Source organism: Rhodopseudomonas infernalis, assembly GCF_022271405.1.
Lineage (GTDB): Bacteria > Pseudomonadota > Alphaproteobacteria > Rhizobiales > Xanthobacteraceae > Rhodopseudomonas > Rhodopseudomonas infernalis.
Map to the genome: position 1 here is coordinate 42243 of NZ_JAJNAL010000003.1, position 22634 is coordinate 64876.

The window sequence follows — 22634 nt, forward strand, 5'->3', positions numbered from 1 at the left end:
AACGCAGCGCGGAGCGTTTACCACGCGTAGCGGACGACGCCCTTGCCAGCGTAGCTGCGGGTGACAGCCGAGAACTCGCCTTCGAAGCTGGCGCCGACCGAGAAGCCGTTCATCCAGTTCACATCCGCTGACACCGTGGTCAGCGCCGCATCGCGCGCCGGTCGGGCGCCACTGACCACGAAGCTGGCGCCCGGCAACGCCTGGAACGTTGCCGCGACCGAGCGGTCGATGTCGAACTCGTGCGCCCAGGCGGCGCGGCCGCGCAGCGTCAGCAGCGCGCCGGCGATCGCGAAGGATTTGTCGGCCCGAAGGCCGAGTTCGCTGCGCGTCGAGGTCGCGGTCCGGGCGTCGTAGCCGAGTGCGAACACGCCGGTGCCGCTCACCGCCTGCTCCGCATAGGCCGGCAGATCGAACGCCGTGACCTGCCCGGCGGCGTAGGGTGTCAGGCCGATGCCGCCGGCAAACGGCGCGACCCATCGATGGCCGGCCTCGACCCGCGCCGAATAGGCGTTGGCGTTGAAGCCGGCGCGAAGCTGATTGAAGCCGCCGAGCGCGACGGTGCGGTCGGTGGTGATGTCCTGCCAGCCATAGGCGGCCGCCGCGGTCAGATAGCCGGCGCCGACGCTGTGGCGGATGAAGCCGCCGACCTGCACCAGATCGGACCGGCCCGAGCCGAGGCCGTTGGCGAGGCCGAACTGGGTCGCCCCGCCGGCCATCGCGAAGCCGGCCACGGTCTGCGGCGACAGCCAGTAATCGGCGCCCGCCGCGAGGCCGTACAGCCGGCTGGTCGAGGTGGCTGAGCCGAGCGAGGCATTGCCATCGGTGGTCTGCGCGCCGCCGAAGACGGCGCCCCAACTGACCCAGCGCGACTCGAACGGCGCCGCGACACCAGCCTTGGCGATCATCGCCTGAGCGTCACGCACCGCGCCACCGCGACCGGCGGCGCCAGCCGCGTAGGACATCGCTCCCGGCGAAGGATCCACCAACCCGCGGCCGTTGCTGAACGGCTCGGTCAGCACGCCCATGAACATATTCATGGCGTTGAAGGTCGCTTGCTGCGCGCCAGTCGGCGTCTCGCCCGAAGCGATGCTCAGTCCGGCCGGGGTCAGCGCACCGAACACGATCGGAATGCTGCCCTCGCGCGCGAAGTAACTGCTGAGCGCGTTCGCGACCTGGGTCTGATTGGCGTTGAGGCCGCTGTTGATGATCGGCGGCGTCGGCGGACCGGGGGGAGTCGGCGGCGTCGGCGTGTAGTCGAGCACCAGATTGAGGTAGGCGTTGTTGGAGTCGTAGCCGAGGCTCGACTTGAAGCCGGACGGCAGGTTGGTGTTGACCAGTGTGCCGAACGTGCCGACCACCCCGCCTGTCGCGTTGACGATGGTGTATTGCCGGTCAACGTAGCCGCCATTGGCGAACGAGGCGTTCACCGTCGCGCCGCCGAGCGTCGCGGTACCCGAGACGTTGACGCGGTCGGCGCTGGTCGGCGACACCTCGACCATGTAGCTCGACGCCGCCGTGAACGTCAGATTGCCGGTCACGCTGAGCGTGCCGATCGAATTACCCGGCGCCAGCGCGCCGCCGTTGATGAGCGTAGTGCCCACGGTGCCGTTGCCGCCCAGCGCCGCACCGGCATTCACCGTGGTCAGCGACGACGATGCGATCGAGCCGTTGACGCTGAGCGTACCGTCCTCGAGCGTTGTTGCGCCTGTGTAGCTGCTAGTCCCGGTCAGCGTCAGGTTGCCGGCGCCGCGCTTGATCAGCGAGCCGGCTCCCGAGACCGCGCCGCCGAAGCTTGTCGCATCACCGCGATTGAACGCCAGCGTGCCGTTGTTGAAGACGTCTCCGGAGATCGAACCTGTGGTGCCGCCGTTGCCGATCTGCAGCGTGCCCGCCGAGATCGTCGTGCCGCCGGTGTAGCTGTTACCTCCCGTCAGCGTCAGCGTGCCGGCGCCCTGCTTGACCAGATTGCCGCTGCCGGAGATCAACCCACCGAAGCCGATCGCATCGGAGCGATTGAACGCCAGCGTCGCGTTGTTGGTGACGTCGCCGACGATCGAGCCCGAGCTGCCGCCGTTGCCGATCTGCAGCGTGCCGGCCGAGATCGTCGTGCCGCCGGTGTAGCTGTTGGCGCCAGTCAGCGTCAGCGTGCCGGCGCCCTGCTTGACCAGATTGCCGCTGCCGGAAATCAACCCGCCGAAGCCGATCGCATCCGAGCGATTGAACGCCAGCGTCGCATTGTTGGTGACATCGCCGGAGATCGAACCTGTGGTGCCGCCGTTGCCGATCTGCAGCGTGCCCGCCGAGATCGTCGTGCCGCCGGTGTAGCTGTTACTACCCGTCAGCATCAGCGTGCCGGCACCCTGCTTGACCAGATTGCCGCTGCCGGAAATCAACCCGCCGAAGCCGATCGCATCCGAGCGATTGAACGCCAGCGTCGCATTGTTGGTGACGTCGCCGGAGATCGAACCTGTGGTGCCGCCATTTCCGATCTGCAGCGTGCCCGCCGAGATCGTCGTGCCGCCGGTGTAGCTGTTACTACCCGTCAGCGTCAGCGTGCCGGCGCCCTGCTTGACCAGATTGCCGCTGCCGGAGATCACGCCGCCGAAGCCGATCGCGTCCGAGCGATTGAATACCAGCGCCGCGTTGTTGGTGACGTCGCCGATGATCGAACCGGTGGTGCCGCCGTTGCCGATCTGCAGCGTGCCGTTGCTGATCGTGGTGCCGCCAGTGTAGGTGTTGGCGCCGGTCAACGTCAGCGTGTCGGCACCGAGCTTGGTGACGCTGCCGCTGCCGGAGATCGCGCCGCCGAAGCCGATCGCATCCGAGCGATTGAACACCAGCGCCGCGTTGTTGGTGACGTCGCCGGTGATCGAACCGGTGGTGCCGCCGTTGCCGATCTGCAGCGCGCCGTCCGAGATCGTCGTGCCGCCAGTGTAGGTGTTGGCGCCGGTCAACGTCAGCGCCTCGGCACCGAGCTTGGTGACGCTGCCGGTGCCGGAGATCACGCCGCCGAAGCCGATCGCGTCCGAGCGATTGAACACCAGCGCCGCGTTGTTGGTGACGTCGCCGGTGATCGAACCGGTGGTGCCGCCGTTGCCGATCTGCAGCGTGCCGTCCGAGATCGTCGTGCCGCCGAGGTAGCTGTTACTACCCGTCAGCGTCAGCGTGCCGGCGCCCAGCTTGACCAGATTGCCGGACCCGAAAACCACGCCGCCGAACGTCGTCGCATCCGAGCGATTGAACGCCAACGTCGCACTGTTGGCGACGTTGCCGGCAATCGATCCGCTCGTGCCGCCATTGCCGATCTGCAGCGTGCCCGAGGAGATGATCGTCCCCCCGGAGTAAGTGTTCTGCCCCGTCAGGGTGAGCGTGCCAGTGCCGACCTTGCCGACCACCAGCGGCGCGTCGCCGTCGACCATCGTCCCCGAGAACGTGGTCGATCTATTCAGGCTGCCGATATTCAGGGTTTGAACTGTGCCGGTCGTGCCCTTGAATGCCGCGACCGTACCACCGCCGGAGAGCGAGCCGATCTCGACTGTGCCGATGTCGGTCCGCAAGTAAAGAATTCCATTGTTTATGATCTGCGCCGTGCCGCCGGACGCGTTCTCGCTGAACAGCATTGCGCCGCCGGACGCCACATTGAAGCTTGCGTTGCCGGCAGTACTGGTGCCGCGAAAGTCCAGCTGGGCCCCCGCGGAGCCCACCTCGAAAATCTGCGGGATGCCGGAATTGTTCACGATCCCGGCGCCTAACATTGCCAAACTGGCAGCAGGCGCCAGCGAGATCGTGTAATACGGCACGTCCGCATCAAACGTGAAACCGCCTACGCCGAAATTGCCGGACACCGTCACCGAGATCGGCGCGCCGTTGTTGGTGAACACCGCCGTTGCTGACGGGTCCGGCACCGTGGCAGGATTGCTCCAGTTCGCAGCTGTGCCGTAATCCGTGCTGCTGATGCCGGTCCAGACCTGCTGCGCCATCGCCGGCTGCGCCAGCGCCACGAGCGCGGTCGACGTCAGCAGTGCGGCAAGCCTGAGGCTTCGGCGCCGCGCACAACTTGCAATCGACTCGACAGCTCCGCGGCCAAAACCCATCGCCCGCACGGCCGACGGCAGCGCCGCCGCAACATCCTGTCCGTCCTGCACGCGAAGCCCCATCGCAATCGCGGATCAAATCGATCCGTCCCCGCATACACCCTAAAGACGCATCGCGATGATGAATAATTGTGTCTGCGAATACAGAGCATCGACGCCGCGAATGATTGGAACCCGTTCGCGACGACTCGAATCAAATCCCAAACATCTGCGACAATTCAACGGAGCGCGACGCGGTCGATGGGTTGAACGACTTGCAGTATTAGTCCGTGCACAGTACTGGCAGCAAAACCCCATCAACAACAAAAACGGTGCCAATGGGGACGATCAACCTTCGTAACGTCGACCTCAATCTTCTGATCGTATTCGATGCCGTCTATGCGACGGGAAACATCAGCCATGCGGCGAGACAATTGTCGCTCAGCCAGCCGGCGGTTTCGAACGCGCTGACGCGGCTGCGCGAGCACTTCGACGATCCGTTGTTCGTACGCGCCGGGCGCGGCGTCGAGCCGACACTGCGCGCGCAGCAGATGATCAATCCTCTGCGCGAGGCGCTGCGGCTGATTCGCGAGCAGTTTGACGCCGACCGTAGCTTCGATCTCGGCTCCGACAAGCGCACGTTCCGGATCGTGCTCGTCGATCTTCTGGAGGTGCTGCTGATGCCGCCGCTGCTGCGCCACATCGCAGCGTACGCGCCGAACGTCAGCATCGAGTCCCGCCCCGCCTGGCCGTCCGGCGTCACCGAGGATATCATCGCCGGCACGCTCGATCTCGCCTGCACCACGCTTCCGGCGAGCGCGCCAGGGCTTGTGTTCGAGACGATCTGCCCGTGCGATTACATCGTGGTGTCGCGGCGCGGCCATCCGCGGATCGGCACGGAGCTCGACCTCGACACTTACCTGTCACTCGATCAGATCGCACCGATCCCGGAGTTGCGCAGCCACAGCGCGGTCGACCGCGATCTCACCGCGCGCTGCGGTCCCCGCCGCATCGCCTATATGGTGCACAAGATGGCGTCGATACCCGCCGTCGTCGGCGGCACCGATCTCGTCGCGATGCTGCCGCGGCGGTTCGCCGAATTGATGGCGCCAAAGTTCGGCCTGCAGATTCACGCTTCACCGGTGGCGATCTCGCCGCAGGACTATCACCTGATCTGGCACGAGCGCCAAACCGACGATCCCGGCCACCGCTGGTTGCGGGAGACCTTGCTGCAGGGGATGCAGCGCGAGGCGCACGACGCACTGGCCGCAGACGCTCGCCCGTGATAGCGGTTCCTGCAACAACAGCGGGGAGATGGAACGCGATGGTCGAGGCGGTGATCTGGGATTTTGGCGGGGTGCTGACGACCTCACCCTTCGAGGCGTTCGCGCGGTTCGAGATCGAGCGCGGGCTGCCGGCGGACATCATCCGCAACACCAACGCGGCCAATCATTTCGAGAACGCCTGGGCCAAATTCGAACGCGCCGAGATCGATCTCGACACCTTCGACGAGCTGTTCGCGGCGGAGTCCCGCGCGTTCGGGGCCGAGGTGCGCGGCAGGGAGGTGCTGCCGCTGCTGTCCGGCGAGCTGCGACCCGAGATGGTCAATGCGCTGCGGATCATCAAGCAAAACCACAAGACCGGCTGCATCACCAACAATCTGCCCGCCAATGCGATCGGCTCGGCCTCGGGCCGCACGCTCTATGTCGCGGAGGTGATGGAGCTGTTCGACCACGTCATCGAATCCGCCAAGATCGGCCTGCGCAAACCGGACCCCAAGATCTACCAGATGATGACCGACAAACTCGGCGTCGACCCGAAGCGTTGCGTTTATCTCGACGACCTCGGCGTCAACCTGAAGCCGGCACGCGAAATGGGCATGACCACCATCAAGGTCGTCACCGCCGAACAGGCGCTGACCGAGCTGGAAGCCGCGACCGGGCTGAACTTACGCGGCGGCTAGAGCGCTTGATCGATTGATTGAAGCAGCGCTGGCTTCAAGCCCGGAGTCGTCAACCTGCGGTGCGCGCGAAGCGCGCCTCGAAGGATGCGGCCAAGGGATGCGGCCAAGGGATGCCACCAAGCGACGTGTCCAAAGGCGCTTGTGGCTCATCCTTCGAGGCCCGCAGCGCCGCGCTGTGCACGAGGGCCTTCGCTGCGCATCGCACTGTCGATTTCGCCGCGCTGCTCCGACGGCGCTTCAGCCCTTCTTCGCCAGCTTCTTTTCGACTTTCTTCCGGACGTTGCCGACTTTCTTGACGGCCTTCTTCACCGCCGACTTCGAGCGACCGGTCTTCTTGGCCTCGTAGCTGACCTCATAATCCTGCCCGCCGGCGACCCGCGCCCGGTCCTGCTTGCGCCCGCGGGCGGTCGTCGTCTTGGTGATCTTCTTCGCAGCCATGCTAGCCTCCTGGTGTTGCCGATGGAGCAACGCGCTGGGGAATCGCAGGTTCCGAGAACGGCGCACCGAGAGAGAATGTATGACCTCGAGCGGTCGTGGCCCCTCCTCGCCGTCACTGCGAGGAGCGTAACGACGAAGCCATCCAGCGCAGTGCACCGCTGGATGGCTTCGCTTCGCTCGCAATGACGATGTCTGGGGCGATGCACCGCTTACAGACTATCCCCGAAATCCTCGCGGAATTTCGCGACGAGATGATTCTGCCAGTCCGACACCGGCTTCAGCAGGCCGTAGAAGAATCGCAGCACCTGCGGCTCCTCGACGAAAGTCAGCCCGCCGATCAGGTGGCGGTTGTCGTACAACCAGGTGATGCGGTCGACTGCGTATTTCACCTGCGACAGCGTGAACACCCGGCGCGGCAGCGCGAGGCGGACCAGCTCCATGTTGGCGAAGATCTCGGTGCCGTCCGGCTCGCGTTGCTCGGAAAGCGTGCCGCGCTCCATGCCGCGAATACCCGAGGCGATGTAGAGCGCGCTCGCCAGCGCGCCCGCCGGGTACTGTGACTGCGGGATGTGATCGACGAACCGCTTGGCGTCGACATGGCAGCCGAGCCCGCCGGCCGGCGTGATCACCGGCACGCCGCGCTCCTCCAACTGCTCGACCATGTAGCCGATGAACATCGGCCCCTGGTTGATCATCTCCTCGTCCATGGTCTCGTCGAGACCGACGGTGAGCGCCTCCATCTCGCGCACCGACATGCCGCCGTAAGTGAGGAAGCCCTCGTACAGAGGCACCAGCGGCCGCATCTTCTCGTACAGCGCGCGGTCGCGAATGCAGATGCCGCCGCCGCGGGCGCAGCCCAGCTTTCGCGCGGAGAAATAGATGATGTCGCACAGGTCGGCGGTGCGGCGAGTGATCTCGCGGATCGACAGACTCTTGCAGTGATCCTCGCGGGTCTTGTTGAAGTACAGATTGTCAGCCAGCAGGCTGGCGTCGAGCACCAGCGGCACGCCATATTCCTTGCAGACGTTGCTGACGTCGGCGAGGTTCTGCAGCGAGAACGGCTGACCGCCGATCAGATTGGTGCCGCTCTCCATCCGCACGAACGCGATGTTGCCGGCCCTCGCCTTCTCGATCACCGCGCGCAGCTTCGCGATGTCCATGTTGCCCTTGAACGGGTTGACGCTGACGACTTCCAGGCCGGCGTCGGTCACCAGCTCCTCCACCGTGCCGCCCTGCAGCGTGATGTGCGCCTTGGTGGTGGTGAAGTGATAGTTCATCGGCACCACCTTGCCGGGCGAGACGAACACCTTGGCGAGGATGTGTTCGCAGGCGCGTCCCTGATGCGTCGGCAGGAAGTAGTTCATGCCGAAGATTTCGCGCAGCCTGGTCTCGAGCCGGGTGTAGGTGGCGCTGCCGGCGTAGCTGTCGTCGGCGACCAGCATCGCGGCCTGCTGGCGGTCGCTCATCGCGTTGACGCCGCTGTCGGTCAGCATGTCGAGAAAGACGTCGTCGTTCTTCAGCAGGAAGGTGTTGTTGCCGGCCTCGGTGATCTTTTCCAGCCGGCGCTCGATCGGCGGCAGGCTGAGCTTCTGGACGATCCGCACCTTGTGCATCTCGAGCGGCACCGTTTCGTTGCCGTAGAACTTCACCGTCGCCATTCCCAACTCCCCAGCAGACCCGCACCACGCGGCGGCCTTGGCTTACCGGGACGCCGAAAGATCGGAATTGCGTCCGATCAATCCTGCCCACGGCCGAATGGCGGGCGCCGGCCACGCCCACGAAACAAAACCCCGCCGCGACGAAACCAAATCCGGGTGCCGACGAAAACGTCCTGAAACCGGGCGCGCGGTACTGATAGTGCCAACAAGTCGCCGAAAACGGCGCTGGCGAACAAAACAGGCGTTCAGAACAGGGAGCGAGCCATGATCCGTTTGATGACCCATCTCCAGCATGCCGGCCGAGCAACCGCGCTGGCCGGCGTCGCGATCGCAGCCATGACCGCCGGCCCGGCCGATGCCGCCCAGCCGCTGCCCTTCCCGTTTCTGCTGATGCCGCAGCCGGCCGCGCTGCAACCGGCGCCCTATGTGCCGCAGGTGCAAGCCGCACCGCAGGACGAGGAGGACGTCGCGCCGTCCGAATTGCCGGCCCGGTTGAAGCGCCAGATCGTCAGCTACGCGACCCGCGAAGCCCCCGGCACCATCATCATCGATACGCCGAACACCTATCTCTACTACGTGCTCGGCGGCGGCCGCGCGGTGCGCTACGGCATCGGCGTCGGGCGCGACGGCTTCACCTGGTCGGGCGTGCAGTCGATTACCAAGAAGGCAGAGTGGCCGGACTGGACGCCACCGCCGGAGATGATCGCCCGCCAGCCCTATCTGCCGCGGCATATGGCCGGCGGCCCCGGAAATCCGCTCGGCGCGCGCGCCATGTATCTCGGCGGCACCATCTACCGCATCCACGGCACCAACGCGCCCTCGACGATCGGCACACACGTATCGTCCGGGTGTATTCGATTGACCAACGAGGACGTCACCGACCTGTATGCGAGGGTCAACGTCGGCGCCAAGGTGATCGTGCTGCCCGACAACCGCCGCGCCGATAACAGCAGCGGCCGCCGCGGGTAGCGGCTGCCAACCAGCCGACGGGAGCAGGCGACCGTGCCGTCTATGAGTCGGCCGGCGCCTGAGTGTCCGCTGCGACACATCGGCGTCGCTTCCGGCCGACATTGCGGCGATTTAACCTCGCCGAGCACCGGCGAACAGGCGCCCCGCTGGCGCCGCCGGGCGCGGGGCTGTATGGTCCCGGCCGTTTCAGCCCGGGGAATTGATGCGTTTCAAGACGATCCTATTCGCGCTTGCCATTGTCGCGCTCTCATTCGGAATCACGCTGGTGGGCTTCGAATGGCTCTCGCCGCGCGCGGTGAGTCCGCCGACGCTGCAGGCGTTGCCGCCGCTGCCGCCGATCCGTCAATCCTCGGTAGTGGTGCCAGTGTCTGTGCCGCTGACGGCGATCCGCGACCTCGTCGACCGCACCGCCCCGCGCAACTTCGCCGGCAAGGCCGACAACCCGCTGCCGCAGCTCGTGCAGAATGCCGATATCAACTGGACGGTGGCGCGCGGCGCGGTCGCCGTGAAGGGCGCCCCCGAACAGGTGACGGTGACGGCGCCGCTGACCGGTACGCTGTCGGCCAAGGGGTCGCTGTCCGCCAGCACGCAGAACAAGGTCGGCGATACGCTCGGGCGCATCTTCGGCGACAGGGTCGCCAAGCAGGTCGGCGTCAACATCAAATCGCTCAGCGCCAGCGGTGAGATCAAGGGCACGATCGCCATCACGGCAAGGCCGAAGGTGCTGCCCGACTGGCACGTCGATCCCAACCTCAGCGCCCAGGTGCTGCTCGCCGATTCAAACGTAGGTGTCGCCGGCGCGCGCATCAACATTCCGGCGCAGGTCAAGCCGGTGATCGACAAGGCCGTCAACGAACAGGTCGCGCAGCTGCAGCAGACCATCCGCAACGACGGCGCGCTGGAGCGCAGCGCCCGCCGCGAATGGGCGCGGATCTGCCGCTCGATCCCGCTGCAGGGCGCCGGCGTCCCGAACGGCTTCTGGCTCGAACTGCGGCCCACCAAGGCGCTGGCGGCGCAGCCGCACATCGATGCCGCGACCGTCGCGCTGACGCTCGGAATTGTCGCCGACAGCCGTATCACCACCGCGCCGACCAAGCCGGAATGCCCGTTCCCGGCGGCGCTGGAGATGGTGGCGCCGAACAGCACGGGCGTGAAAGTCGCCGTGCCGATCGACATCCCGTTTCAGCAGCTCAGCCGGGTGATCGAGCCGCAATTCGTCGGCCGCACCTTCCCGGAGGCCGGCACTGGCGCCGCGGCCGTCACGGTGAAGAGCGTCAACGTCGCCGCTAGCGGCGACCGCCTGCTGGTGTCGATGCTGGTCGATGCGAAGGGGAGCAAGAGCCTGTTCAATTTTGGCGGCGAAGCGACGCTGCACATCTGGGGTCGCCCGGTGCTGAACCAGGAAGACCAGACGCTACGGTTGTCGGATATCCAGCTCGCGGTCGAGTCCGAAGCGGCGTTCGGCCTGCTCGGCGAGGCCGCGCGCGCCGCTGTGCCGTATCTGCAGAAGGCGATCGCCGAGCGGGCGGTGTTCGATCTCAAACCGGAATCGACCAACGTGCAGCGCCGGATCGGCGCGGTGATCGCCTCCTATCAGCGCAACGAGGACGGGCTGCGGATCTCATCGGAAATATCGAGCTTGCGCCTGACCGATGTGGCGTTCGACTCGTCGATGCTGCGGGTGACCGCGGAAGCCAACGGCATTCTCGAAGTCACCATCACCAAGTTGAAGAATCCTTGAGCGCGTAGTTGGCATCGCACGAACACGAAAAAGCCGGGCGGCAGATGCCACCCGGCTCGTTCGATCCGATCATTCGACCGACGATCATCGCCGGTCAGCCTGGATCAGACGTCTCGTCTTACGAGCGGCCGTACTTGAACTCCGGCATCGCCTTCAGCTGATCCTTGGTGGCGTCAAACACCGCATGGTCGGGGTACATCCGCTCCGCCGTGCTGTTGGTGTTCGACGTCGTGGTCGTGGTGGTGGTGGTCGCCGCACCCGTGGTCGTCGCTGGCGCAGTGGTGGTGGTCGCACTGCCAGCCGGGGCAGTGGTCGACGCGGTGGTCGACTTGACCGGCGTATCGACGAATTTCAGCTGGTCGAACTTCACGGCGACGTCGTGCTGGCCGACGCCAAGGAAGCCGCCCACACCGATCACGACGGCATGAACCTTACCCGCCTTGTCGAGCAGAACCTCGGAGATGTCGCCGAGCTTCTCGTTGGCCTGGTTGTAGACGTTCAGGCCGATCATCTTCGACGCGCGCCATTCGGAATTGGCCGACATCGAGCTGGCGGCGGGAGCCGCAGTGGTCTTCGACATCGAGCTATCGGTCGCAGCCGGCGACTGCGCGAACGCGGCGGTCGCGATCAGCGTCGAGCCGAGCAGGCCAGCGAGAACGGTGTTGGTCTTCTTCATTGTGTAGTGCCCTCCGTATTGGTCATGGTCACCAACAAACGAGCAACACTGCGCGCAGTTCCGGAAGTGGATCGCTTTAATTGCGTCGGGCTGCGCACCAAATCGTCACACAGCCGCCACATCGGACGCATCGCGTTCAGTGCGCCGTACAAAGCGACGCAGCATGCCGCCAGCTACAAACGCAAATCCCCGCCACGGTGACGTGGCGGGGATTTGGTTCCAACGGCGTCACTCGTCGGTGGGTAGCATCACGCATGACGAACGGCGACGAGCTGTTAGTTGTTCCGGCGGAACTTTAGAATTCGATAGAGGCGCTCAACGCGCCGGATCGATCTTCGGCTCGGCCGTGTGGGACGCATCCGGTTTGCGCAGATGGATGGTGGCGACATCGTCGCTGTAGACCTTCTCCCAGCCGTCGACGTGGTCGAGCAGCTTGGTGGCGGGATCTGCGGTGCCCAGCAGCGTGGCGTCGATACGATAGCTGTCCAGCAGTTCGAACAGCTTGGCGGGCGGCCGCAGCCGCACCGCGTCGTTCTGCGCGACGACGAAGCGCTCGCCGTACAGCTCGGTGCGGCCGTCGATGAACGGCGATACGCCGGAGGCGATCAGGTAGCCGCCGAAATCGTAGTCATTGAAAACGCGCTGCACGCCGAGCGTCTTCAGCGTCGCCACGGCCGCGACCGGCGTGTGGCTGCGCGGCGGCGCGAACGAATGCAGCGTTGCGAAAGCCAGAGTGCCGCCGATCGCCAGACTGAGGACCGCCGCGATGGCGCCGAACGCCGGCTGGGCCGGGCCGTCCGGAGTTTCGGCGCCGCCGATCTGCCGCGCCAGCGGCGCCGCGATGATCAGCGGCGTCAACAGCGCCAGCACTTCGAGATTGCGGTTGGCGCTGAGCGCCATATGCAGCAGGCCGAGCAGCATCAGGATGCGCAGCGGCGGCAGCGTGACGCCGCGCCACAGCGCAAGGCCGAGCCCGACCAGCAGGGTCACTTCGAGCGGGCCGATCCGCGAGAAATCGGTCGGCGCCCACTCCCCGATCGTTGCCAGCGCCTTGCCGAGATCGAGGATGCGCCGCGATGCCAGGATCGCCTCCCAGCCATAGGGATTGGCGCAGCTCGCGATCAGCGCCAGCACGCCGAACAAGGCCCAGCGCAGCAGCAGCGACCAGCGCCGCTCCGGCGCGCCGAGCGCCGCGTCCAACCCGATCGGCGCCACCAGCGCGAGGCCGAGCACGAAGCCGCCGTGCAGATTGGCCCACAGCGCCATCAGCGGCAGCAGCCACAGCGACGGCGCCGCGCGCCGATCCGCCGCATCCATCAGCGCCGCGACCCACGCCACCATCACCGGCATCGCCATCACATGCGGCCGCGCCACCATGTGCGGCGCCATCAGGATCACCGCGGCGATCACGAACACCAGCGCTGTGCTGTCGCGCAGCCGCCGGCCGAGCGCGCGCGCCATCAGCGCCAGCGTCAGCGCCAGCGATCCCGCCGCCACCACCACCGGCCCGGCCCAGCCGCCGACCGTGTAACTGATCGCAAGCAGCACCTGCGCCAGCCACTGCGTCGAGATCCAGGGTTGGCCGGCCATCGTGAAGGAATACAGATCGGTGCGCGGCACTGCGCGATGATCGATGATCCACTGCCCGATCGTGATCTGCCACAGCGTATCGGGATCGTTGAGCAGCCGATCGCCGACGCTGATCAGCACCGCATAGACCAAGAGGCCGACCCACAGCGGCATCAGGCTGCGCCGCGCGCCGGCCAGTGCAGTCGTCTCGGCAGTGAGGATCGTCATCGGCGCAGTCCGGTCACGGATCGGGTTCCGGGATCAAACACGCGACCGGATAATTTGAAGTAAACCCGTGCGGAGCGGAGCCGCACGCGGCGTGCGCTGGGCGCCGGGCAGGCCCCCGCGCCGCGCCCGCGCCGAAAGGCACGTTGACACCGGGGGTGATCGGCCTACATTAGATTCGTTCCGAGGGGGGCTCCGACGAGGAGCTGAGATACTGCAAGCTCGCCGCTTCAACCGTTTGTCGCATTGAAGCTGAGCGAGACCGCAGTGACCCTTTGAACCTGATCCGGGTCATGCCGGCGAAGGGACAGGGATGCACCAGAGACTCGAAGGCCTTCGCGGGGCCGAATCCGCTCATTCACCCGTATACGCATCTGCAGCAGTGACCTCCGCAGCAGCGACAGCTGCTGCGCCCCCCCGTTCGGCCACCGAGCCGAGCGCCGCGGCGCTTCGCAGCGAGAAGCCGGACCTGCGCAAGGACGCGCCGGTGTCGGTGGTCGGCGCCGGCATTTCCGGCGCCTGGCAGGCGCTGCTGCTGGCCCGCGCCGGCCGCAAGGTCACTCTGTACGAGCGCGGCGACCGGGCGATGACGCAGGCGACCAGCCATTGGGCCGGCGGCATGCTGGCGCCGTATTGCGAGGCCGAGGGCGCCGAGCCGATGGTCGGCCAGATCGGGCTGCGGTCGTTAGAGATGTGGCGCGCCGAATTCCCCGAGGCGGTGTTCAACGGCTCGCTGGTGGTGGCGCATCCGCGCGACCGCGCCGATTTCGAACGCTTCGCCAAGATGACCTCCGGCCACAAGCGGCTCGACGCCGACGGCGTCGCCGAGCTCGAGCCGGCACTGGCCGGCCGGTTCCGCGAAGGCTTGTACTTCCCCGACGAAGGCCATGTCGAACCGCGGCTGGTGCTGGCGCGTCTGCACGAGCGACTGATCGAGGCCGGCGGCGAAATCCACTTCGAATCGGAGATGACGCCGGAACACCTCGACGGCCTGGTGATCGACTGCCGCGGCATGGCCGCGCGTGACAAAGCTCCCGAACTCCGCGGCGTCAAGGGCGAGATGGTGGTGATCAAGACCAGTGAGATCACGCTGTCGCGCCCGGTGCGCCTGATGCATCCGCGCTGGCCGCTCTACGTCATCCCGCGCGAAAACAATCACTTCATGCTGGGCGCCACGACGGTCGAGAGCGAAGATGAGCTGGTGATGGTGCGCTCGGCGCTGGAACTGCTCAGCGCCGCCTACGCGGTGCATCCGGCGTTCGGCGAGGCGCATATCGTCGAGATCGGCGCCGGATTGCGTCCTGCGTTTCCCGACAATCTGCCGCGGATCGCGATCGGCAACCGCCGCGTCGCGACCAACGGCCTGTATCGCCACGGCTTCCTGATGGCGCCATCCCTCGCCGAGAAGGTGGTGGCCTATGTCGAGCGCGGCGAGATCGATAATCAGGTGATGCGATGCTTGTGACGGTGAACGGTGAACAGCGCGAGACCGATGCGACCAGCGTCTCGGCGCTGATGCAGGAACTCGGCTGCACCGCCGGCCACTACGCGGTCGCGATCAACTACGACGTCGTGCCGCGCGGCAAATGGGACGACGCCCCGGTGACCGCCGGCGACGAAATCGAAATCCTCACGCCGCGGCAGGGGGGATGAGAATGGCCTCGCTCCACACGCCGCCGTGCTCGCATCGGGGTGACGCACAGCGCACGCCCCACACCCTGCCGTCATCGCATCGCGGTGAAGCACAGCGCCCGCCCAACACCCCGCCGTCATCGCCCGGCTTGTCCGGGCGACCCAGTATTGCAGAGCGCTCGTGTTCAACCACTGACTCTCTGGGATACTGGATCCCCGCCTTCGCGGGGATGACGGGTGTAGTTGGAGTGGGCGCCCCTGCTCCCCTCCCCCTTGCGGGGAGGGGTCGGGGTGGGGGTCCGCGAGTCGCAGTGCCTGTGTCGCCCTCACCCCAGCCCTCTCCCGCAAGCGGGAGAGGGAGCGCGCAGTGCTCGGAGCATAGCCCATGGTGAAATTCTACGATCGCGAGATCGCCTCGCGCCTGCTGATCGGCAGTGCGCTGTATCCCTCGCCCGCCATCATGCAGGACGCGATCCGCGAGTCCGGCGCGCAGATCGTCACCGTGTCGTTGCGGCGCGAGGCCGCTGGCGGCAAGGCGGGCGATCAGTTCTGGTCGCTGATCCGCGAACTCGGCGTCACCGTGCTGCCGAACACCGCCGGCTGCCGCAGCGTGCGCGAGGCGGTGACCACCGCCAAGCTGGCGCGCGAATTGTTCGGCACGCCGTGGATCAAGCTCGAAGTCATCGCCGACAACGACACGCTGCAGCCCGACGTCGTCGGCCTGGTCGAAGCCGCGACGCTGCTGATCAAAGACGGCTTCGAGGTGTTCCCCTATTGCACCGAAGACCTCAGCGTCGCGCATCGCCTGGTCGATGCCGGCTGCCGCGTCATCATGCCGTGGGCCGCGCCGATCGGCAGCGCGCGCGGCATCACCAATCGCGACGCGCTGAAGCTGCTGCGCGACCGCCTGCCCGATATCACCCTCGTGGTCGACGCCGGGCTCGGCGCGCCGAGCCATGCCGCCGAAGCGATGGAGCTCGGCTACGACGCCGTGCTGCTCAACACCGCCATCGCCAAGGCCGAAGATCCGGTGGCAATGGCACGCGCCTTCAAGCTCGCGGTCGACGCCGGCCGCTCCGGATTCGAAGCGGGGCTGATGGGCGCCCGCGATTTCGCCTCGCCCTCCACTCCTGTCATCGGGACCCCGTTCTGGCATGCCGTATCCTGACCGCTTCTATCCCGTCGTCGACAGCATCGCTTGGGTCAAGCGCCTCGCCGCGCTCGGCGTCGGCACCGTGCAGCTCCGCGCCAAGGATCTCGACGACGGCGCCGCGCTGCAGCTCGTCACCGACGCGCTCGACGCGGTGAAGGGCACCAGCGTCAAGCTGATCATCAATGATTACTGGCGCGCCGCGATCGTCGCCGGCGCCCAGCATCTGCATCTCGGCCAGGAGGACCTCGCCGAGGCCGACCTGCACGAGATCAAGAGTGCCGGTCTGACGCTCGGCCTCTCCACCCACGACGACGCCGAACTCGAAACCGCGCTCGCCGCCGAGCCGGACTACATCGCGCTCGGCCCGATCTTTCCGACCACGCTGAAATCGATGCGGTTTGCCCCCCAGGGCATTCCGAAGATCACCGAATGGAAGAAGCGCGTCGGCAACATCCCGCTGGTCGCGATCGGCGGCATCAAGCTGGAACACGCCGAAGAGATTTTCGCCGCCGGCGCGGATTCGATCGCGGTGGTCAGCGACGTGACGCAGAACCCCGATCCCGACGCGCGCGTGCGGGCATGGCTCGATTTCGTCGCCGAGACGGCGTGATGATGAGCGTGAACGCTGCGACGCGCGGCGCCCTCACCCCAGCCCTCTCCCGCAAGCGGGAGAGGGAGCGCGCCGTGCGCGCGGCGCCGCCCAGACCGATGCGCTAATTCCCCCTCTCCCGCTTGCGGGAGAGGGTCGGGGTGAGGGCGACACGCAACGTGCCCTCACCACTCTGACGAACAGTTCACGAAACAAACAACGCTGCCCGATAACAACCGATAACAGGAGGATGGCATGAATATCCGCTCCAACCCCGAGACCACCCGCGCGGCCGTCACCACCGGCGCCCTGCCCTCCTCGCGCAAGATCTACGCGAACCCGGTCGCGGCGCCCGAGCTACGCGTGCCACTGCGCGAGATCATCCTCAGCGAAGCTGCGACCGAGCCGAACCTGCCGGTGTACGACACCTCCGGCCCCTACACCGATGCGAGCGTCGTGATCGACGTCAACAAGGGCCTGCCGCGCCCGCGCACCCAGTGGGTGCTGGAGCGCGGCGGCGTCGAGCAGTACGAAGGCCGCGACGTCAAGCCGGAAGATAACGGCAATGTCGGCGCTGCGCACGCGGCCAAGGCCTTCACGGCGCACCACCAGCCGCTGCGCGGCGTCGGCGATGCGCCTATCACCCAGCTCGAATTCGCCCGCGCCGGCATCATCACCAAGGAGATGATCTACGTCGCCGAGCGCGAGAACCTCGGCCGCAAGCAGCAGCTCGAGCGCGCCGAAGCCGCGCTCGCCGACGGCGAAAGCTTCGGCGCCGCGGTGCCGGCGTTCATCACGCCGGAATTCGTCCGCGACGAAATCGCCCGCGGCCGCGCCATCATCCCGTGCAACATCAACCACGGCGAACTCGAGCCGATGATCATCGGCCGCAACTTCCTCACCAAGATCAACGCCAATATCGGCAACAGCGCCGTGACGTCGTCGGTCGAGGAGGAAGTCGACAAAATGGTGTGGGCGATCCGCTGGGGCGCCGACACCGTGATGGACCTCTCCACCGGCCGCAACATCCACACCACCCGCGAATGGATTTTGCGCAATTCGCCGGTGCCGATCGGCACCGTGCCGATCTATCAGGCGCTGGAGAAATGCGATGGCGATCCGGTGAAACTCACCTGGGAGCTGTACAAGGACACGCTGATCGAGCAGTGCGAACAGGGCGTCGATTACTTCACCATCCACGCCGGCGTGCGGCTGCAATACATCCACCTCACCGCCAGCCGCGTCACCGGCATCGTGTCGCGCGGCGGCTCGATCATGGCGAAGTGGTGCCTGGCGCATCACCAGGAGAGCTTCCTCTACACGCATTTCGACGAGATCTGCGACCTGATGCGCAAGTACGACGTGTCGTTCTCGCTCGGCGACGGCCTGCGGCCGGGCTCGATCGCGGATGCCAACGACCGCGCCCAGTTCGCCGAACTGGAGACGCTCGGCGAACTCACCAAGATCGCCTGGGCCAAGGGCTGCCAGGTGATGATCGAAGGCCCCGGCCATGTGCCGATGCACAAGATCAAGATCAACATGGACAAGCAGCTGAAAGAGTGCGGCGAGGCACCGTTCTACACGTTAGGCCCGCTGACCACCGATATTGCTCCGGGCTATGACCACATCACCAGCGGCATCGGCGCCGCGATGATCGGCTGGTTCGGCTGCGCGATGCTGTGCTACGTCACGCCGAAGGAACATCTCGGCCTGCCCGACCGCAACGACGTCAAGACCGGCGTGATCACCTACAAGATCGCCGCCCACGCCTCCGACCTCGCCAAGGGCCACCCAGCCGCGCAACTGCGCGACGACGCGCTCTCCCGTGCGAGGTTCGAATTCCGCTGGCAGGACCAGTTCAACCTCGGCCTCGACCCCGATACGGCCCAGGCCTTCCACGACGAAACCCTGCCGAAGGACGCCCACAAGGTCGCGCATTTCTGCTCGATGTGCGGCCCGAAATTCTGCTCGATGAAGATCACCCAGGACGTCCGCGACTACGCAGCCGGATTGGGCGACAACGAGAAGGCTGCGTTGAATCTCGCTGGCGCCGGGTCGTTCGGCAACGTCGGCATGACGATGTCCGGCGTGATCGAAGACGGCATGGCGCAGATGAGCGAGAAGTTCAAATCGATGGGCGAGCAGCTGTATCTCGATGCGGAGAAGGTGAAGGAGAGCAACAAGGCGCTGTCGTAAGGACGGCGGACTGCCTCCTGCAATACATCATTCTCTATTGATCAGACGACAAGTCGCAGCTCAAGCCCTGCCGATCTAGGAGCATTGGATGCCAATCCCTGCCACAAGATCTTGCTCGGAAGAGAAACAAGCCGTTCACATCGTTTTGGTGCACGGGACATGGGCGCGCGGAATCCTGGTGAAAACACCGGTTGCCGCGTGGTGCCACGAAGAAGCGGAATTCATAAGAGTCTTAAAACGTAAGATCTCCGAAATCATGGATAACACCTACCACATCCACATTGAACCATTCAATTGGAGTGGTAGTAATTCGATATTCGCCAGAGAAGAGGCAGCCAAAAACCTAGCAGCAAAGCTCGATGAGATTCCTGCAGATCACCTTTCCTTCGTAGTCGGACACAGTCACGGAGGAAATGTCGGCCTCTTGGCGATAAGCAGGACCGAACAATCGGGCCGACATTATCTCGCCACTGTCGCAACCCCCTTCTTAAAAATATACGCCACAAATCGAGACTACTCGCTTGGTGGATGGCTCCTAAGTTTATACATAGCTCTTCTTTCTATAAGCGCCGGCATTTTTGCACATCGCAACATGGGATCTATTGAAATCTCAATGCCCCTCTATCTCATTTTACTATCTCTAGCAGCAACATTCGGCTGGCTCATTGGAGCCTCCGTCTACCGCTTCCTTATCAACCCCCCTCCAAAAAATCGGCTCTCATGGACTCCCTTTCAGATGAAACCTCGCCTACTGGAGAGAGCTACAGCGTATAACACCAAATGCATTCCTCACCCCCTGCTCGTTGTTCGCGGAATCGACGACGAGGCCGGACTTGTCCTCAGCGCAGGCTTGATAGCAAATCGTGTTACCCGGCTAGTCTACGACTTCTCCACTGGCCAAACAGCGGCAATGATGATAAATCTCGCTTTTGCGATCAGCACTTTATTCAGCCCTGCCCACCCAACGAAATGGGACTGCACCCCCCCGAAATTCTCTGACTGAGACCTGCGAATATATTGGCGACGCAGCACATCAACGATCTTCAATACTAAGCCTTCTAGAATTTGCCCCGTTGGTAAGTGCAATCTTGATTGCATCAGCTCTAATACTCCCCTCGATTTTAAGGGTCATTTTCGGCAGAGAACTAGCGTTCGGATCCGGCAGATGCGACATCTCAGTCGACGCCGTGCCTGACGGGAACGGCGCAACGGTCTTTACGTTACCTATACGCGCGAACCACCAATTTGTGCACAGCCTCTATCATCACGATCAATGCCCAACGCAATTAGCAAGATGGATCGCAGCTTGCACCGCATTGAAGCGATGATACTTCCTTACTATTTTCTGAACCTCCAGCCCGTAGGGCGGATTAGCGAAGCGTAATCCGCCATTGCGCCGACGCAAGCAGTGCGTTTGGCCCGGCGGGTTACGCCTTCGGCTAACCCGCCCTACGGCCGGGTTCCGCTAAGCCTCACCGAACTCACCTTCGGCACCGGCATCTCCCGCCCAGTCGACCGGAAACACCCCGAGCCGGACGTCGCGGTGAAACGACGAATATGGCCAATCCTGCACCCGGCCGACGAGGCCGTGCTTCACCGGATTGATCATGCAGTAGTCGACGTGCCGCGCGTAGTCGGCCTCGTCGCGGATCAGGTGCTCCCAGAACCGGCGCTGCCAGATGCCCCGCTCGCGGCGCCTTGCGCGGACTCTGCTCAGTCGTTCTTGCTTTGGTAGCCCCTTGGCGAAATGCGTCTTGATCAGCCGCCAGCGGGTGGAAAAATCGGCGTCCTCGGCGGCAAGGTCCAGACGGCGTGAAGATGGTCAGGAAGCACCACAACGGCATCGATCTCGAATGGAAGCCCCTGCCGCGTGCGCGCAACCGCGTCGCGCAGGATCGCGATGTGATCGACCAGCAGGGTATTGCGGCGTTCGAGCAGATTGTCGGTGAAGAACCAGCACCCGCCCGGGACGAAAGCGCGACGGTAGTTTGGCATGGCGCATGATAGCAGGATTGGCGCCAGCGTGCCTGGTCGGCGGGTTACGCCTTCGGCTAACTCGCCCTACAAGCTTGCCTCGAACAACCATCGGCCATCCGGCCCGTCCGCATTAACACCGCCTCAACCATGCCTCGCGACCGGACGCCGTCCGACCCCGCCGTCAATTGTTCTGACAGCCCGCGGCCCGCATCATCGCGATGAAGCGATCCCGCTTCCAACAAACAACAAGGATCACCGATGCGGCCCCAAACCTCTGTGGCGCTCGCCATGCTGGCCTACGTCGGCCCCGCCGCCGCGCATGATGCGCCGCACGGCTACCCGGCGGTGCCGCTGCTCTCCACCGGCACGACGATCCTCGGCGAAACCATCCGCTACCCGGCCGGCGACGCCCATGTCACCGCCGCCATCGTCACCCTGGCGGCTGGCGAACGCACCATACTGCACAAGCATGAGGTGCCGCTGTTCGCCTACATTCTGGAGGGCGAACTGACCGTCGACTACGGCGCCCACGGCACACGGATCTATCGCACCGGCGATTCGCTGATCGAGGCGATGGGCGTCGCGCATTTCGGCCACAACACCGGCGCCGTGCCGATGCGCCTGCTCGGCGTCTATATGGGGGCGACCGGGATCAAGGACGTCACGCCGGTCAATTAGTGCGTTTGGCACGGCGGGTTACGCCTTCGGCTAACCCGCCCTACGGGCTACGAGCTGCGCGATCGACCGGCCGGTCGACAGCTGCAGCGGGCCGCCGGCGGCGTCGATCGCTCGTTGCCAAGCTGCGATGCTGGCGAGATGCCGATCCGACAGGACAAATAATTCCATCGACCCGGCTCGCCCCCTACACGTACTTGAACTTCGACGCTAGATTTATGGTCTTGCCGTCGGGGTTGGTGAGGCTGACGTCGACCGTGCCGCTGCCGTCCGGCAGGATGCCAGCGATCGATTGGCCGTCGTCGGCGACGATGGGATTGACCAGCGGCTGGCCGGCGAATTTGATCGCCGCACCCTTGGAGAAGCCGCTGCCGCTGATCAGGACGGCATCACCCTTCTTGCCTTCACCCGGCGTCAGCCCGGTCGCCGCCAACACCTTCTCCTGGCCCTCGTTCGGCACCCGTACCACCAGCGCCGCCACCTCGTAGAGAAAGTTGAAGAATCGACGTTCCTGCGTGCCAAAGATGAAGGCTATCGCATACACCACCGGCTCGCTCGGCGAGGCGTTCGGGTTGATGGCCAAGAGCAGCGTCAGCGCGACCAGACCGGTGAGCGCGCCGCTGATCGGCCGCCCGAAATGCCACAGCGCGAAGCCGTCGTCCCACTGGCCGCTGGATACGCTATTGTCGTACACGCCTTTGAGGCTGATCACGATGCCGCCGAGCGCTCCGAACCACATTGCCGGCATGGCAAACGTGATGTTGAGCACTCTGCCCGTACCCAGATCGAACCATTTCGGGTACCAGAAATACGCGACGCCGAGCGCGAGCAGCAGCACGACGACGATCAGATCGTAGGCGAAGACGCTGTTGCGGCAACGATCCGTTCCGTGCCCGGTGGCCGGCGCATTCGACGCGGACGCAGAACTATCAATATTACTGTCAATGTCTGGAGGCGCCATGCTTCCTCCCGCAAAATCATAAGTTGCAACCAATGACAGGATTGCACGCTTAACGAGAAGTAAAGTCAAGGCCGTCGAGAGGTAGGCGTTCAGAATTTTCAGTGAGACCCCATGTCGCTTCGCTCATGCGGGCTACGTC

The 22634-nt window shown here is 65.0% G+C and carries 17 protein-coding genes, 1 pseudogene and 1 riboswitch; of the genes and pseudogenes, 11 read left to right on the forward strand and 7 right to left on the reverse strand.

The window, feature by feature from the left end; all coding sequences use genetic code 11:
* Positions 1 to 17: 17 nt before the first annotated feature.
* Complete coding sequence (locus LPW26_RS03585) at positions 18 to 4145, reverse strand: autotransporter outer membrane beta-barrel domain-containing protein (protein WP_238732913.1); 4128 nt, start codon at positions 4143 to 4145, stop codon at positions 18 to 20.
* Between the two features lie 266 nt (positions 4146 to 4411).
* On the opposite strand from LPW26_RS03585, the gene LPW26_RS03590 reads away from it, so the two are divergent.
* Together LPW26_RS03590 and LPW26_RS03595 are read left to right on the forward strand one after the other, a co-directional pair.
* Complete coding sequence (locus LPW26_RS03590) at positions 4412 to 5359, forward strand: LysR family transcriptional regulator (RefSeq protein ID WP_238732914.1); 948 nt, start codon at positions 4412 to 4414, stop codon at positions 5357 to 5359.
* Positions 5360 to 5397: 38 nt separating this feature from the next.
* A complete protein-coding gene (locus tag LPW26_RS03595; RefSeq protein ID WP_238732915.1) occupies positions 5398 to 6036 on the forward strand; it encodes an HAD-IA family hydrolase in 639 nt (212 codons plus the stop codon).
* A gap of 237 nt (positions 6037 to 6273) precedes the next feature.
* Here LPW26_RS03595 and LPW26_RS03600 read toward each other — a convergent pair whose 3' ends face one another.
* Both LPW26_RS03600 and LPW26_RS03605 read right to left on the reverse strand, forming a co-directional pair.
* Positions 6274 to 6474, reverse strand: coding sequence for a DUF3606 domain-containing protein (locus LPW26_RS03600; protein ID WP_238732916.1), 201 nt, complete (start codon positions 6472 to 6474; stop codon positions 6274 to 6276).
* Between the two features lie 209 nt (positions 6475 to 6683).
* Positions 6684 to 8132, reverse strand: coding sequence for a tryptophanase (locus tag LPW26_RS03605; RefSeq protein ID WP_238732917.1), 1449 nt, complete (start codon positions 8130 to 8132; stop codon positions 6684 to 6686).
* 264 nt (positions 8133 to 8396) lie between these two features.
* On the opposite strand from LPW26_RS03605, the gene LPW26_RS03610 reads away from it, so the two are divergent.
* Positions 8397 to 9101 carry a L,D-transpeptidase gene (locus tag LPW26_RS03610; protein ID WP_406676925.1) on the forward strand — a complete coding sequence of 235 codons (705 nt, stop codon included), beginning with the start codon at positions 8397 to 8399 and terminating at the stop codon, positions 9099 to 9101.
* Between the two features lie 202 nt (positions 9102 to 9303).
* Entirely contained in the window at positions 9304 to 10842 is a 1539-nt protein-coding gene (locus LPW26_RS03615) for a DUF4403 family protein (protein ID WP_238732918.1), read from the forward strand.
* A gap of 118 nt (positions 10843 to 10960) precedes the next feature.
* Here LPW26_RS03615 and LPW26_RS03620 read toward each other — a convergent pair whose 3' ends face one another.
* Both LPW26_RS03620 and LPW26_RS03625 read right to left on the reverse strand, forming a co-directional pair.
* Positions 10961 to 11518, reverse strand: a complete 558-nt coding sequence (locus LPW26_RS03620) for a PRC-barrel domain-containing protein (protein WP_238732919.1) — start codon at positions 11516 to 11518, stop codon at positions 10961 to 10963.
* A gap of 315 nt (positions 11519 to 11833) precedes the next feature.
* Positions 11834 to 13315 (reverse strand): hypothetical protein, encoded by a 1482-nt coding sequence (locus tag LPW26_RS03625; protein WP_238732920.1) that lies wholly within the window; start codon positions 13313 to 13315, stop codon positions 11834 to 11836.
* 173 nt (positions 13316 to 13488) lie between these two features.
* A riboswitch (TPP riboswitch) is annotated at positions 13489 to 13637 on the forward strand.
* Here LPW26_RS03625 and LPW26_RS03630 point away from each other — a divergent pair.
* From LPW26_RS03630 to LPW26_RS03655, 6 genes are all read left to right on the forward strand, one after another.
* Positions 13626 to 14777 carry an FAD-dependent oxidoreductase gene (locus LPW26_RS03630; RefSeq protein WP_238732921.1) on the forward strand — a complete coding sequence of 384 codons (1152 nt, stop codon included), beginning with the start codon at positions 13626 to 13628 and terminating at the stop codon, positions 14775 to 14777. (Overlaps the previous riboswitch by 12 nt.)
* Complete coding sequence (gene thiS / locus LPW26_RS03635; RefSeq protein WP_238732922.1) at positions 14768 to 14965, forward strand: sulfur carrier protein ThiS; 198 nt, start codon at positions 14768 to 14770, stop codon at positions 14963 to 14965. The genes LPW26_RS03630 and thiS overlap by 10 nt, the downstream gene beginning before the upstream one ends.
* Before the next feature lie 364 nt (positions 14966 to 15329).
* The gene (locus LPW26_RS03640) at positions 15330 to 16112 is read left to right on the forward strand and encodes a thiazole synthase (RefSeq protein WP_238732923.1); all 783 of its coding nucleotides are present in this window, start codon (positions 15330 to 15332) and stop codon (positions 16110 to 16112) included.
* The gene (locus LPW26_RS03645) at positions 16099 to 16707 is read left to right on the forward strand and encodes a thiamine phosphate synthase (protein ID WP_238732924.1); all 609 of its coding nucleotides are present in this window, start codon (positions 16099 to 16101) and stop codon (positions 16705 to 16707) included. The genes LPW26_RS03640 and LPW26_RS03645 overlap by 14 nt, the downstream gene beginning before the upstream one ends.
* A 234-nt stretch (positions 16708 to 16941) precedes the next feature.
* On the forward strand, positions 16942 to 18882 hold the full coding sequence (gene thiC, locus LPW26_RS03650) for a phosphomethylpyrimidine synthase ThiC (protein ID WP_238732925.1): 1941 nt from the start codon (positions 16942 to 16944) through the stop codon (positions 18880 to 18882).
* A 178-nt stretch (positions 18883 to 19060) separates the two neighbouring features.
* Positions 19061 to 19885 carry a hypothetical protein gene (locus LPW26_RS03655; protein WP_238732926.1) on the forward strand — a complete coding sequence of 275 codons (825 nt, stop codon included), beginning with the start codon at positions 19061 to 19063 and terminating at the stop codon, positions 19883 to 19885.
* Between the two features lie 462 nt (positions 19886 to 20347).
* Here the strand turns inward: LPW26_RS03655 and LPW26_RS03660 are convergent.
* A pseudogene (locus LPW26_RS03660) lies at positions 20348 to 20877 on the reverse strand (REP-associated tyrosine transposase).
* 240 nt (positions 20878 to 21117) lie between these two features.
* Here LPW26_RS03660 and LPW26_RS03665 point away from each other — a divergent pair.
* A complete protein-coding gene (locus LPW26_RS03665) occupies positions 21118 to 21537 on the forward strand; it encodes a cupin domain-containing protein (protein WP_238732927.1) in 420 nt (139 codons plus the stop codon).
* A gap of 184 nt (positions 21538 to 21721) precedes the next feature.
* On the opposite strand, the gene LPW26_RS03670 is transcribed toward LPW26_RS03665, so the two are convergent.
* A complete protein-coding gene (locus tag LPW26_RS03670; protein ID WP_238732928.1) occupies positions 21722 to 22564 on the reverse strand; it encodes a hypothetical protein in 843 nt (280 codons plus the stop codon).
* Between the last annotated feature and the right edge of the window lie 70 nt (positions 22565 to 22634).